The organism is Streptomyces sp. JL2001, from assembly GCF_050917515.1.
In the GTDB taxonomy this organism is placed as follows: Bacteria; Actinomycetota; Actinomycetes; order Streptomycetales; family Streptomycetaceae; genus Streptomyces.
In genome coordinates this window covers 3,431,910-3,444,486 of the sequence record NZ_CP169421.1, presented here as the reverse complement: position 1 = coordinate 3,444,486, position 12,577 = coordinate 3,431,910, and the positions used below count along the sequence as shown (strand labels likewise).

General features: G+C 72.9%; 12 protein-coding genes. 6 read left to right on the top strand and 6 right to left on the bottom strand.

The window, feature by feature from the left end; all coding sequences use genetic code 11:
• Window positions 1–18: 18 nt before the first annotated feature.
• On the bottom strand, window positions 19–696 hold the full coding sequence (locus tag ACE1OA_RS15210) for a bifunctional DNA primase/polymerase (protein ID WP_356779366.1): 678 nt from the start codon (window positions 694–696) through the stop codon (window positions 19–21).
• 267 nt (window positions 697–963) lie between these two features.
• Between ACE1OA_RS15210 and ACE1OA_RS15205 the strand changes: the two genes are divergently transcribed.
• Together ACE1OA_RS15205 and ACE1OA_RS15200 are read left to right on the top strand one after the other, a co-directional pair.
• Complete coding sequence (locus ACE1OA_RS15205; protein ID WP_432752897.1) at window positions 964–2,346, top strand: transcriptional regulator; 1,383 nt, start codon at window positions 964–966, stop codon at window positions 2,344–2,346.
• Window positions 2,347–2,640: 294 nt separating this feature from the next.
• Entirely contained in the window at window positions 2,641–4,047 is a 1,407-nt protein-coding gene (locus ACE1OA_RS15200; protein ID WP_356599906.1) for a hypothetical protein, read from the top strand.
• 85 nt (window positions 4,048–4,132) lie between these two features.
• Here ACE1OA_RS15200 and ACE1OA_RS15195 read toward each other — a convergent pair whose 3' ends face one another.
• Window positions 4,133–5,401 (bottom strand): ABC transporter substrate-binding protein, encoded by a 1,269-nt coding sequence (locus ACE1OA_RS15195; protein ID WP_384871255.1) that lies wholly within the window; start codon window positions 5,399–5,401, stop codon window positions 4,133–4,135.
• 181 nt (window positions 5,402–5,582) lie between these two features.
• Here ACE1OA_RS15195 and ACE1OA_RS15190 point away from each other — a divergent pair, with 181 nt between their 5' ends.
• Window positions 5,583–6,029: an SCO4402 family protein gene (locus ACE1OA_RS15190; RefSeq protein WP_410093987.1), complete on the top strand. Its 447-nt coding sequence runs from the start codon at window positions 5,583–5,585 to the stop codon at window positions 6,027–6,029.
• Between the two features lie 46 nt (window positions 6,030–6,075).
• A complete protein-coding gene (gene purU, locus ACE1OA_RS15185) occupies window positions 6,076–6,927 on the top strand; it encodes a formyltetrahydrofolate deformylase (RefSeq protein WP_356599902.1) in 852 nt (283 codons plus the stop codon).
• Between the two features lie 93 nt (window positions 6,928–7,020).
• Here the strand turns inward: purU and ACE1OA_RS15180 are convergent, their stop codons facing one another.
• Both ACE1OA_RS15180 and ACE1OA_RS15175 read right to left on the bottom strand, forming a co-directional pair.
• Window positions 7,021–8,301, bottom strand: a complete 1,281-nt coding sequence (locus ACE1OA_RS15180; protein WP_356779361.1) for a zf-HC2 domain-containing protein — start codon at window positions 8,299–8,301, stop codon at window positions 7,021–7,023.
• On the bottom strand, window positions 8,298–8,879 hold the full coding sequence (locus tag ACE1OA_RS15175) for a sigma-70 family RNA polymerase sigma factor (protein ID WP_356599900.1): 582 nt from the start codon (window positions 8,877–8,879) through the stop codon (window positions 8,298–8,300). The genes ACE1OA_RS15180 and ACE1OA_RS15175 overlap by 4 nt, the downstream gene beginning before the upstream one ends.
• Before the next feature lie 222 nt (window positions 8,880–9,101).
• Here ACE1OA_RS15175 and ACE1OA_RS15170 point away from each other — a divergent pair, with 222 nt between their 5' ends.
• Window positions 9,102–9,482: an STAS domain-containing protein gene (locus ACE1OA_RS15170; RefSeq protein ID WP_356599898.1), complete on the top strand. Its 381-nt coding sequence runs from the start codon at window positions 9,102–9,104 to the stop codon at window positions 9,480–9,482.
• Window positions 9,483–9,509: 27 nt separating this feature from the next.
• Window positions 9,510–10,037 carry an EF-hand domain-containing protein gene (locus tag ACE1OA_RS15165; RefSeq protein WP_356599896.1) on the top strand — a complete coding sequence of 176 codons (528 nt, stop codon included), beginning with the start codon at window positions 9,510–9,512 and terminating at the stop codon, window positions 10,035–10,037.
• 7 nt (window positions 10,038–10,044) lie between these two features.
• On the opposite strand, the gene ACE1OA_RS15160 is transcribed toward ACE1OA_RS15165, so the two are convergent.
• Both ACE1OA_RS15160 and ACE1OA_RS15155 read right to left on the bottom strand, forming a co-directional pair.
• Window positions 10,045–10,833 (bottom strand): polysaccharide deacetylase family protein, encoded by a 789-nt coding sequence (locus ACE1OA_RS15160; protein ID WP_356599894.1) that lies wholly within the window; start codon window positions 10,831–10,833, stop codon window positions 10,045–10,047.
• 110 nt (window positions 10,834–10,943) lie between these two features.
• Window positions 10,944–12,488 (bottom strand): class I adenylate-forming enzyme family protein, encoded by a 1,545-nt coding sequence (locus ACE1OA_RS15155; RefSeq protein ID WP_356779360.1) that lies wholly within the window; start codon window positions 12,486–12,488, stop codon window positions 10,944–10,946.
• Window positions 12,489–12,577 lie beyond the last annotated feature (89 nt).

Here is a 12,577-nt window from a genome sequence, read left to right as displayed (position 1 = left end):
GGCTTCAGGAGGAAGAGGTCATGACTGACGTGCCCGTTCGGCCGCCGCCTCCCGCCCGCAGGCGTAGGCGAGCGGGCTGATCAGCTCCTCCGCGTCCGGCAGCCAGCGGTTCGCCGGGGTGGGCCGGCGGGCCCACTGCACCGCGCCGATCCCGCCGACCCGGGTGGGCGGCGCCGCCACGTAGTGGCCCTCTCCCCGGGTGACCAGGTCGATCGAGGCCGGGGCCCAGCCGAGCTTGCGGACCAGGTCGGGGACCTTGGTGGCGGCGCCCGGCAGCACGAAGAAGAGCATCCGGCGGTCGGGGGTGCAGGTCACCGGGCCGAGGGTCAGCTCCATCCGCTCCATGCGCGCCAGCGCCAGGAAGCCCGCCGACTCGGGTACGTCGATCGCGTCGAAGGTGCGGCCGGTGGGCAGCAGGATCGACGCCTTGGGGTGCTTCGACCACATGCGCCGCGCCCCGACCGCGCTGCCGGTGGCCTGGGTCGACCAGTCGGGCCTGGCCGGGTGGGCGCCGGGTGCCACGCAGGCGTCGGCACCGCAGGAGCAGCGCTCCCCGCCCTCGATCGCCTCCAGCCAGGTGCCGGGGAACACGTCCCAGTGCCGCTCTTCCGCGTACCGCACGGCGCTGTCCAGCAGCAGCTCCCCCCGCTGCTGGGGGATCTGCGCGGCCTCCGTGACTCCGATCGTCTCTTCCACGGTGAACTCAACTCCCGCCGCCACCTGGGGTTACGGGCGGGACGGAGAGCGGTGTGGAGCATCGATCCTGCATGCGGGGCGCATCGGTGCACGGGCGGGGGCGCGCGTGCGGCAGGGAAGCGGCGAACGGGTAGCCAGTGAAGGGGGGTGCCGGCCACAGGGCAGTGGTCGATGCGTCCGGTTTCGCGTGTTCACATCTGCATTGACCGGATATCCGCCGGGCAGTGATCAGTCCTATCGCTCGCACACCGGCCTCAGGGGGTAGTCATGGCAGCCAGGCCACTCGTTGCCCGTCAGCCGAACGAACGGCTGCAGGTGCTCATTCAGGAGGCCGCGTGTTCCAACGCCGGTCTCGCGCGCAGGGTGAACATGGTCGGAGCGGAACGGGGCCTCGACCTGCGCTACGACAAGACGTCGGTGGCGCGATGGCTGCGCGGTCAGCAGCCGCGCGGCCGGGCGCCGGGGATCATCGCGGAGGCGCTGGGCCGCAAGCTGGGCCGCACGGTCACGATCGACGAGATCGGCATGGCGAACGGCCGGAACCTGGCCTCCGGTGTCGGGCTGCAGTTCGCGCCGACGGTGCTCGGCGCGATCGAGCAGGTCTGCGAGCTGTGGCGCAGCGACGTGGGGCGCCGGGACTTCCTGTCGGGGTCGACCGTGGCCGCCTCCGCGCTGGTGGAGCCGAGCCGGGACTGGCTGATCACCGGCGCGGACGCGCAGGTGGCGCGGTCGGCCGGGGCGCGCGTGGGGATGGCGGACGTGGAGGCGATCCGGGCGATGACGGCCGCGCTGGTGGACCTGGACCGCCGGTTCGGCTCCGGTCACGTCCGCCCGGTGGTCGTGCACTACCTGAACAGCGTCGTGTCGGGGATGCTGTCGGGCTCGTACCGGGAGTCGGTGGGCCGCCGGCTCTTCGGGGCCGTCGCGCGGCTGACGGAGCTGGCCGGCTACATGGCGGTGGACACCGGGCAGCCGGGGCTCGCCCAGCGCTACTACATCCAGGCGCTGCGGATGGCGCAGGCGGCCGGGGACCGCGGCTACGGCGGGTACGTGCTGGCGGCCTCGATGAGTCATCTGGCGGCGCAGCTCGGCAACCCGAGGGAGATCGCGCAGCTGGCGCGGGCGGCGCAGGAGGGCGCGCGGGGCCGGGTGACGCCGCGGGCGGAGGCGATGTTCTGCGCGGCGGAGGCCCGCGGGCACGCGCTGCTGGGGGACGCGCGGGCCTTCGAGGTGGTGGCGGGGCGCGCGGTGCGGGCGCTGGAGCGGGCGGATCCGGACTCGGGGGACGACCCGGCGTGGATCGCGCACTTCGACCACGCCTACCTGGCCGACGAACTGGCCCACTGCCACCGGGACCTGGGCCAGGCGGAGGCGGCGGCGCGGGCCGCGGAGGACTCCCTGACCGGGCACCCCGAGACGCGGGCCCGGCGCCGTGCGATCGGCCTGGTCCTGCTGGCCTCGGCCCAGGTCCAGCGGCGCGAGGTGGAACAGGCCTGTCACACGGGCACGCAGGCGCTCGAACTCCTGGGCACCCTGCGGTCGTCCCGGGGCGCGGAGTACCTGGACGACCTGAAGGAACGCCTTGAACCCTTCTCCCGGGAGCCGGTGGTCCGCGAGTTCGGCACCCGGCTCGCGCTCCACGCGGCCTGAGGTGCGGCCCGGCCCGGCCCGCGACCGTGGGGAGGGGAGGCGGCGCACGGGGCGGACGGGAGGGCAGGGAGGAAGAGGAGGGCAGGGAGGGCGGGGAGTGGCGTGCCGCTCGGTCCGATCGGGGGTTTCGGCCCCCCTCGGCCGGGACGTGAGTGTCGTCACGCCCGCTCACCAGGAGCGTGTGTGGCGGGAGTTGTCCCAGGTGTGTAATCGGAATCACACGCGTGTGCGCGCCGCCGGACGCACCCGGTAGCGTGAGCCGACGATTCCGTAGGTCCATCAGTAGGAGTCCCGGTGACGCAAAGCGGACAGGGTCCGGAGCCGCAGTACCCGGCGGGGCGGCCCACGCACGAAGGTGTCGTGCTGCCCGCCGACGGCGGTGCGGCGGGCGGCCAGGCCGCCGGGCCGGCCGGCGGGCAGCCGTGGAGCGGCGGCTGGGGCCCTGGTGGGCAGCAGGGGCAGCCGCTGCCCCCGGAGGCCGTGCCGGGCGGCGCCGCGGACATGCAGGCGACCCAGTACATGCCGCCGGTCCCGCAGGGCGGGCCGCCGGGGCCGATGCCGGGCGCCGTACCCGGGGCGCAGCCGCCGCAGGGGGGCTACGGTTATCCGTCGGCCGCCCCGGCCCCCGACACGCAGGCGCAGCCGCCGCAGGCGGGCTACGGCTATCCGCCGGCCGCCCCGGCCTCCGACATGCAGGCCACCCAGTACATTCCGCCGGTCGCCGGGCAGGGCGGCGGCCCGGACACCCGGTTCCTCGGGGCGGGCCCGCTGCAGCAGCCGGCTCCGCCGGCGGGCGCGTCCGACGCGACCCAGTACATCGCTCCCGTACCGGCGCAGATGCACGGCGAGCGGCAGCCTCCCGCGGAGTTCGACAACCTCTTCCGCAGCGACACGACGTCGCAGATGCCGCAGGCGCAGCAGCAGGCACCGAGGCAGCCGTACCAGCAGCCGTACCAGCAGGCCCCGTACGCGCAGCAGCCGCCGCCGCAGCAGTTCCACCAGCACCAGCAGCAGCCGTCGCCGTACCAGGACGCCTACCAGGACGGGTACGACGACGAGCCCGAGCCGCGCCGCAGGTCGCCCGTCGCGCTGATCGCCGCCGTCGTCATCGGCTGCGCGGTCGTCGGTCTCGGTGCCGGCGCGCTGCTCAGCGGTGGCGACGGCGACAAGGACAAGAAGTCCGGCCAGCCGGTGGCCGCCACCACCGGCACGCCGTCCACCGCCCCCACGGAGAAGGCGGCCGACCCGGCCGAGCCGCAGGCGAAGGCGCTCGACAAGCTCCTCGCCGACAGCAACAACAGCCGTGACGCGGTGATCCGTTCGGTCGAGTCCATCAAGCAGTGCAAGAACCTCGACCAGGCCGGTTCCGACCTGCGGGGCGCCGCCGAGCAGCGCCGCGGTCTGGTGACCCGCCTGCAGGCGCTGTCGGTCGACCAGCTGCCGAACAACTCGGAGCTGACGGCGTCCCTGACGAAGGCGTGGCAGGCGTCCGCCTCGGCGGACGACCACTACGCGGCCTGGGCCGACCAGATGAAGAACAAGAAGATGTGCAAGGGCGGCAAGGCGCGCAGCACCGGCGAGACGGTCGCGGCGGGCAAGGCGAGCAGCGAAGCCACCGTCGCCAAGCGCGAGGCGGCCGGGCTGTGGAACCCGACCGCCGAGAAGTACGGGCTGTCGAAGCGGACGCCCACCCAGCTCTGACCGCCGCCGACCAGCCGGGCGCCGACCAGCCGGGCGCTGCCCCGCCCGGCGGTCGGCCGGTCCGGCACGGCCCCTGGGACAGCCCTCAGGGGGCGGTGAGGACGGTCTGGCCGACGTCGACGAAGCCGGGCTTCTGGGCCACCAGGCGTCCCTGGCGCACCACTTGGAACGTCACCTGGTGGTTGACGATCCGGGGGAAGCCGGTGGCGCCGAGCAGGTCCTCGTGCCGCCAGCGCAGCGGCGGCGTGAGGCCGCCGGTGTCGATCTCGACCCCGCGGTCGAGGGCCATCGAGAGGGCGTGCGCGTCGACGGTGTCGGTGTCCAGCGACTCGACGACCTGCTTCAGGACGGTGTAGGCGATCCAGGTCGTCTGCACGCCCGCGTCGGCCGGGTCGACCCGGTTGTCGACGAAGGCCTGCTCCTTGATCACCTTGCGCATCGGGGCCCAGCTCGGGTCGTTCTCCTCCGGGTACCAGCCGGTCACGTACGCGCCCTCGAAGGGGCTGTGGGGGCCGCCCGTGCGGTCGATGACCGGCTGGGCGACGCTGCCGAGCACCGAGGAGATACGGACGCCCTCGTCGCCGACACCGTCCTTCGCGTTCTCGGGCAGCCGGCGGAACGAGTCGAAGAACGTCTGGGTGCGCTCGCCGAGCACGGCGGTGACGCAGCCCTTGTCGTTGCCGGCCCTGGAGCGGGCCCGGCCGGCCTGCCGGGTGTACTCGGTGGAGTCCTCCGCGGCCGGGATGTCGATGGCGCTGCCGTGACGGGACTTGCGCAGGCCGGAGTTGAGGAGGTCGGGCAGCTTGTCGCCGGCCGCGTTGTCCGGCCGGACGAGGGAGACCTTGCGGCAGGACTCGGCGAGCTGGATCCCGTTGCCGGCGAGCAGGGACGCCTGGCCGCCGTTGACGGGGTAGGAGAGCGGGCTGGTGAACTCGTCCTCGGTGACGCCGTAGCCGCCGATGTACGGGATCCCCGCGGCCTCCAGCGGGGCGAGGAAGGCATGTGCGTGCCTGCTGTAGGAGCCGACGACGGCCACGGCGCCCTCCTTCACGGCCCGGCGTGCGCAGGCCGCCGCGCCGGCGGAGGTGTTCTCCTCGTTGCAGGTGAGGACGCGGAGCTCGTGGCCGTCGATCCCGCCGGACTCGTTGATCCAGCGGCCGTACGCCTTGGCCATGGCGGGCATGCCCGGCATGTTGGTGGCCCGGGTGCCGTCGGGTGCCCAGGTCATCACCGTGACGGGCTCCCTGGCGCCCCCCGTGGCACCAGGGAGCACGCCACATCCGGTGAGCAGCGACGCTCCGGCCGCCGCGGTCGTGACGTGCGCGAGGAATGAGGTCAGTCGCCTACCGGTCATGGGCATGCACAATTCCGCCTCATGGGTAACGCGGGAGTGAGCATGGTTCAACGCTGGGTGACGCGAAGGTGAATTGCGGGGGCCGGTCGGGACCGGTCGGCGGGGAACGTACGATCGAAACGTGTCCAGTCCAGTCTCCGGTTCGATGAACTCTTCCCGTCGCGGCCGTCGCTCCTCCACCATGGGCGGCATGCCGCTCAACGACTTGCCCTGGTGGCGCTGGCGCAGCAACGTGCGCTCGGCGCTGCACATGCTTTCCGACCCCGGGTTCCACGAGACCACCTGGCTGGCCGGCCACGAGGGGTACGGCGACGTCACCGACGCCGTCTACCGCCTGGTCGAGGACACCTGGCTCGACAACTGGTCCGCCGAGAAGTACGTGGGCACGGTCTTCCGCGACTCGGGGGAGGCCGCGCTCGTCGACGTGGCCGTGCTCCGGGTGCTGAGGATCATGCACCAGGTGGGTCCGGACGCCCCCGTCTCGGCCTACATGGACCATCACGGGTGGCCGGAGGCCGTCCGTGCCGCCCGTGAGGCACACGTACGGCTGGCGTCGGCCGACGGCGAGGACCCGGACGCGCCCCCGCGTTCGCTGGACGTGCTCCGGATCATGACCCGGTCCGCCTGACGGACGGCGGCCGGGGCGTCCTCCCCGCGTGTGGCACGCTACGGGGATGACCGACCAGTACGTCCTCACGCTCTCCTGCCCGGACAAACAGGGCATCGTGCACGCCGTGTCGAGCTACCTCTTCATCACGGGCTGCAACATCGAGGACAGCCAGCAGTTCGGGGACCGGGACACCGGCCTCTTCTTCATGCGGGTCCACTTCTCGGCCGAGGCGCCGGTGTCGGTGGACAAGCTGCGGGCCAGTTTCGCCGCGGTGGGCGACGCCTTCGAGATGGACTGGCAGCTCGACCGGGCCGACGAACGCATGCGCATCGTGCTGATGGTGTCGAAGTTCGGGCACTGCCTGAACGACCTGCTCTTCCGCTCCCGCATCGGGGCGCTGCCGGTCGAGATCGTCGCCGTGGTGTCCAACCACACCGACTTCGAGGAGCTCGTGGGCTCGTACGGCATCCCGTTCCGGCACATTCCGGTCACCAAGGACACCAAGGCGGAGGCAGAGGCGGAGCTCCTGGAGCTCGTCCGCGCCGAGGAGGTGGAGCTCGTCGTCCTCGCCCGCTACATGCAGGTGCTCTCCGACGACCTGTGCAAGCAGCTGTCGGGCCGGATCATCAACATCCACCACTCCTTCCTGCCGAGCTTCAAGGGCGCGAAGCCCTACCACCAGGCGCACATGCGCGGGGTGAAGCTGATCGGCGCGACCGCCCACTACGTGACGGCCGACCTCGACGAGGGGCCGATCATCGAGCAGGAGGTCGAGCGGGTGGGCCACGAGGTCACCCCGGACCAGCTGGTGGCGATCGGCCGCGACGTCGAGTGCCAGGCCCTGGCGCGGGCCGTGAAGTGGCACGCGGAGCGCCGCATCCTGCTCAACGGCCGCCGCACGGTCGTCTTCGCCTGACGGGCCGCGCCGGAGCGGGCAGGGACGCGCACGCCCCTGCCCCCTAGGGGTGTCGGGTTGTCTTGTCGATCGGGCCGATCGACAAGACACCCCCTACAGCCTGCTCAGCGACGCCGCCGCGAACAGCACGTCCCGGATCGCCTCGCGGTCGCCGTCCTGGCCCGCCGCGGCCTCCTCGGGCGGCACGTGTCCCGCCACCAGCTGGCAGAACTCGACACCGTCCATCGCCACCTGGGCCACCGCGTGGTCCGGGGAACCCATGGCCGCCGGCGAGTCGAGGGCGATGTACCAGTGGCCGCCGCCCGCGCCCTCGACCTCCAGATGGAGCGAGCGGCCCGGGGCACCCGCCTCGACCAGCTGGCGGGCCGGAGCGGCCAGACCCGCGCGGCGGCGCCCGGCCAGGGCGGCCGGCAGCAGCCGGGCGGCCAGGTCGATCATGCCGTGCAGGTGCGCCCCGCTCGGCGGCTCGTACGGGTACGCCACGGCGTTGGCGATGTCGTCCGCGTGCACCCAGCACTCGAAGGCCCGCTCCAGCAGCGAGTCGCGCATCGGCAGGGCGAAGTCCCCGTACGTCACGGTGAGGTCCGCGACGCCGCGCCCGGCGAACGAGACCGTGCGGATCAGGGTGTGACTCTGGTCGCGCCACGGTTCGCGCACGCCGCGCGTCACCGGATGGTCCGAGCTCTGCCAGTACGCCTCCGTCCGCGCGGTCGGCGAGGCCGGGGACACGGCCCGGGTGCCGCCGAGCGGGTCGTCCAGGCCCAGGGCCGTCGCCACCAGGCCGTCGACCGTGAGCAGGTGCCCGATCACGCCGGCCACCGTGGTCCGGCGGCTGGCCGGGCGCTCCTCCTCGAACCACTTCAGCCGGACCGGGGCGTGCCACTCCGACTCGCCGATGTCCTGGAGCAGCGCGTCGAGCCGGGCCGTCTCCGCGTCGTACGGGGCGGCCCAGGCCGGCACCGGGATCCGGGCCGGGCGGCGGCCGAGGCAGTTCTCCAGGACCCGGGAGCGCAGCAGCGGGTCGAGGTCCAGGTCACGTTCCGCGTGCAGCAGGCCGACCGCGTCCCGCAGGCGCAGGGCCTCGTCGGCGCACGGGGCGCATTCGGTGAGGTGGTTCTCGACCGCTTCGGTCTCCTCCACCGAGCACGCCGACAGTGCCCAGGCCCCGAGCAGGGACTTCAGCACGGTGTGCGAGGGCGGCGGCGGGGGAGGCGGGAGCACCTGCGGGAGGTCCGGCGCCGGGACGGGTGCGTCCGCGGGCGGCACCGCGCGCGACAGGTCGGCGTGGTCGTCCGCGGCCCAGCGCGGTCCCGGTATCCGAGGCGCGCGTGCGACCTCGTCGGGCGTGTCGTCGGAGCCGTTCGACCCGGTCACCGGGCGCGCCCGTAACCGGGGGGCGAAGACCCCTCCAGCGGGCGGGTGTTCGCGGACGACAGCAGCTGGAGCCCGAGCCGCAGCCGGCGCCGTGCCTCGTCCTCCGTCACACCGAGGTCGGCCGCGGTCTGCCGGTAGTCGCGCCGCTGGAAATAGGCCAGTTCCAGTGCGGCTCGCAGCGGCGCCGGCATCGACGTCACGATGTAGTCCGCACGGGCCGCCACCGAGGCCCGGAGCACCTTCTGCTCCAGCTCCTCCGCGGACCCCTCGCCGCTCTCCGCGTAGGCCACCGCCTCGGTCTGGCGCAGCCGGTGCACGGCCTGCCGCTGGGTCAGCCGCGCGACCCAGGAGCGCATGTTGCCCTCCTTGGGGTCGTAGGCGTCGGGGTTCTCCCAGATGTAGCCGAAGACCTCGCGGGTGACCTGGTCGGCCGCGTCGTCGTCGTCGAGCACCCGGTGGGCGAGGCTGTGCACCAGCGAGGCGAAGCGGTCGTACAGCTCCCCGAGCGCGGCTGCCTCGCCCCGCGCCAGCCGCTGCTGCATCCTGCGGTCCCAGCGCGGTGGTGTGTCCTTCGCCATACGAAGCCCTCCGGAGCTCTGCGGCGGCCCTCCCGACCCGAGTTCATACTCCAAAGTAATGGGCCGCGGCACCGGCGCACTCCTCTTTGCCGCAAGTGCGCTCTTGACGGAATTCCCGATGGTAAGGAAAGCGTCAATCACGATACGGGGGGTTTCGCGCGGTTCCCCCGGGGCAGCGGGAGAGTCACGGGAAGGACTCCCTCCGTTTGAAGGGCGCGATCGGTGACGCTCCACGTCGAGGAAGACGAAGACGAACAGGGCCCGTGGACGGTGCTGCGCATCCGCGGGGAGCTGGACCTGGTGACCTCTCCTCTGGTCCGCAGACGGGTCCACGACGCCGTCGCCGACGGGCGCCACGATCTGGTCCTGGACCTCTCGGGCGTGGTGTTCTGCGACTCCAGCGGGGTGGGCGTGCTGATCGCCGCCCGCCGGCTGATGTACTCCTGCCGCGGCCGGCTGCACGTCGTGCTGCCCGCGCCGGACGCCATGGAGGGCGCGCACGTCAACCGGGTGCTGGCCGCGCTCGGGGTGCGGCGCCTCTTCGAGGTGTACGGGGACGTGGACGCCGCCGTGAGCGAGGACGCCCGGCCCCTCTCGGCATAGCGGGCCCGGTCGTCGTAGTCTCCGGGGATGGAGCACACGCACCCGGAGCACCCGGACCGCGAGCGGCTTTTGCAGCGCCGGCTCGCCTCCCGCTTCGCCGCCTTCGACCAGGACGGCGACGGGACCATCTCCCGCGAGGACTTCTCCACCGCGGCGAAACGGCTTCTCACCGAGTTCGGCGTCACGTTCCGCTCCGATCGCGGGCAGGCCCTGTGCGACGGCGCCGAGGCGTTCTGGCAGGGCATGGCCGGGATGGCGGACGTCGACGGCGACCAGAAGGTGAGCCACGAGGAGTTCCTCGGCGGCGCGGTCAAGCGACTGCACGACCACCCCGAGCGCTTCGCGGAGATCGCCCGGCCGTTCCTGCACGCCGCCCTCGCCATCGCCGGGACACCCGCGGAGGTCGAGCGCGCCCTGCTGGCGCTCGGTGTCTCCCCGGAGGCGGCCGCGCTGAGCGCCCGTACGCTGCCGACCGCGGACTCGGGCGCCGTCGACGAGCAGGCCGCGGTGGGCGCCTTCGCCCGGTACTTCATGACGGAGGACCGCGACTCCTGAACGGCCTTCAGGGGCGGGTCCGCACGGGGAAGCCGGTCGGGTGGCCCTGCTCCTTGAGCCAGGGCAGGACCTGCTCCAGCGCGGCCACGGTCTGACTGCGGTCGCCGCCGCCGTCGTGGAAGAGGATCGTCGGCCCGTTGGGCAGCTCGTTGCGCACGGTGTCGACGATCGCCTGCGTGCCGGGCCGGTGGAAGTCCTTCGTGTCGACGTTCCAGCCGAGCGGCCGCATGCCGGCCGCCGCGGCGATCCGCCGGCTGTCGGGGGTGAAGGCACCGCCCGGGGCGCGGTAGTACTCGACCTTCGCACCGCCCGCCGCGTCCTCGATCATCTTCTTCGCCGCGAGGATCTGCTGCTTCTGGTACTCGGGCGACTTCCGGTCCATCGTGGTGTCGTGGTCCGTGGTGTGGTCGCAGAGCCGGTGTCCGTCCGCGACGACCTGCTTCACCAGTTCGGGGTGCTGCCGGGCCTGCGGGCCGATCATGCAGAAGACGGCCTTGACGTCGTTCTTCTTCAGGATCCGCAGCACGTCGGGGGTCCACCGCGGGTCGGGGCCGTCGTCGATGGTGATGTTGACGGCCTGTCCGCCCGACTCGGAGGCGTGCGCGATGCTCTCCGGGACCCTGGCGGGCGGGCGCGCCGGGTTCTGCGCCGCGGGGCCCTTGCCCTCCGCGGCCGGCCCGCGCGCCGTGCCGGCCGCCTCCGAGCGGGTCAGGACCGACGCGCCCCACACCGCTCCGGTGAGTGCGACCGCCGACGCGACGACGGCTATGTGCGCGGTGTACTTCCTCAGTGCCATGAACGTCCACTCCCCCGCTGGCCCGTGACCGGCTTCCGAGAGGAGGACGTCGGAAAGCCCGGGAAGGTTTCACTCAAAAGGGACGTACTGCGGAACGGGCCGCCCGGTGTTCAGGCCGGGTCCACCGCGGTGAACCGTTCGCGCAGTTTGTACTTGAGGACCTTCCGCAGGGTGTCGTTGCGCGGCAGTTCCTCGACCACCTCCAGCTGCTCCGGCAGCTTGTGGACGGAGAGCCCCTCGCCGCGCAGGAAGTCGGTGACCGCCGCCAGGGTCAGGGGGGCCGCGCCCGGCGGCCGTTCGGCGGGTTCGACCACCGCGCAGACCCGCTCGCCGCGTTCCGGGTCCGGCAGGCCGATGACGGCCGCGTCGCCGACCGCCGGGTGCCGGTGGAGGAGGTCCTCGATCTCCTTGGCCGAGATGTTCTCCCCCTTGCGGATGATGATGTCCTTGATTCGGCCGGTGAGGACCAGGTGCCCGGACGGGGTGAGGTGTCCCACGTCGCCGGTGATCAGGAAGCCGTCCTCGTCGAAGGCGGTGGCCGTCTGCGCGGGGTCCAGGTAGCCCCGGCACACCGCCTCGCCGCGCAGGCGCACCTCGCCGTTGCCGGAGGCGTCCCGCGCGATGCGTATCTCCATGCCGGCCGGCGGCCTGCCCTCCGTGGTGGCGAGGTTCTCGGCGGTGTCGTCCGGCGACCCCATGGTGATCATCGGGACCTCGGTCATGCCGTAGCCGTGGGTGAGCTGGCATCCCATCTCGCGCACCACCGCGTGGTAGACCTCCGGAGGCTTGGGCGCCCCGCCGCCGGCGAGCAGCCGCAGGCTCGGGATGAGCTTCTCGCCCGGCGGCAGCTTGCGCTGCTCGGCCAGGAACATCGCGTAGAAGGCGGTGGACCCCCCCGCCACCGTCACCCCGTGCTTGCGGTACTCCTCCAGGGCGCCGGGCAGCGCGAACTGCTCGAACATCACCGCGGGGAAGCCGTAGAGCAGCAGCATCACCGTGTAGTCGGGCCCGGCGATGTGGGCGTACGGGAACGCCATCGAGCCGACGTCGTCCGAGGTCAGGTGCAGGGCGTGGGCGAGGCAGGAGCCGCCCGCGATCAGCGAGCGGTCGGTGTGCAGGACGCCCTTGGGGTCGGAGGTGGTGCCGGAGGTCCAGTAGATCCAGCGCACGTCCTGCCCGGAGTCGGGTGACGGCGGGGGCGGCAGGACCGCCGGGTCGCCGTCGGGAAGGGAGTCGTAGGCCTCGAAGACGCCCCGGGCGCCGAGCCGGCGGGCCAGCTCCGTGTGGTCGAAGCCGCGCCACACCCCGGGTACGGCGAAGAACTCGGCCCGCGACGCGCGCAGCGCGAAGCCGACCTCGCGGTCCCGGTAGAAGGGGATGACCGGGGACTGGACGGCTCCGACGCGGGTCAGCGCGAAGGACAGGACCGCCGTCTCGATCCGGGTCGGCAGCTGCCAGGCGACGACCGTGCCCGGGCGCACCCCCATCTCCCAGAGGCCGGCGGCGCACCGTTCGGCGCGGTCGCGCAGTTCGCCGAAGGTCAGCGTCCGGTCGCCCTGGAGCAGGACGGGGTGGTCGGGGGTGAGGGCGGCGCGGCGGGCGACGAGCTCCCAGAGCGTGCGGGAGGCGCCCAGGGCGTGTGCGGTGTCGGTCATTCTCGACTCCGAGCGGCTCAATTGAACTGACGGACTGTCAGATCGTGCGGAGAGCGTAAAGCCATGCTCCTTGTCGGTCCAGGGGTGCG

Bases quoted from the DNA above. Each gene is read 5' to 3' on its own strand.
- ACE1OA_RS15160 (WP_356599894.1), bottom strand. From the start codon at position 10,833: ATGGCACTGAGGAAGTACACCGCGCACATAGCCGTCGTCGCGTCGGCG.
- ACE1OA_RS15190 (WP_410093987.1), top strand. From the start codon at position 5,583: ATGGGCGGCATGCCGCTCAACGACTTGCCCTGGTGGCGCTGGCGCAGC.
- ACE1OA_RS15155 (WP_356779360.1), bottom strand. From the start codon at position 12,488: ATGACCGACACCGCACACGCCCTGGGCGCCTCCCGCACGCTCTGGGAG.
- ACE1OA_RS15195 (WP_384871255.1), bottom strand. From the start codon at position 5,401: ATGACCGGTAGGCGACTGACCTCATTCCTCGCGCACGTCACGACCGCG.
- ACE1OA_RS15175 (WP_356599900.1), bottom strand. From the start codon at position 8,879: ATGGCGAAGGACACACCACCGCGCTGGGACCGCAGGATGCAGCAGCGG.
- ACE1OA_RS15205 (WP_432752897.1), top strand. From the start codon at position 964: ATGGCAGCCAGGCCACTCGTTGCCCGTCAGCCGAACGAACGGCTGCAG.
- ACE1OA_RS15165 (WP_356599896.1), top strand. From the start codon at position 9,510: ATGGAGCACACGCACCCGGAGCACCCGGACCGCGAGCGGCTTTTGCAG.
- purU (WP_356599902.1), top strand. From the start codon at position 6,076: ATGACCGACCAGTACGTCCTCACGCTCTCCTGCCCGGACAAACAGGGC.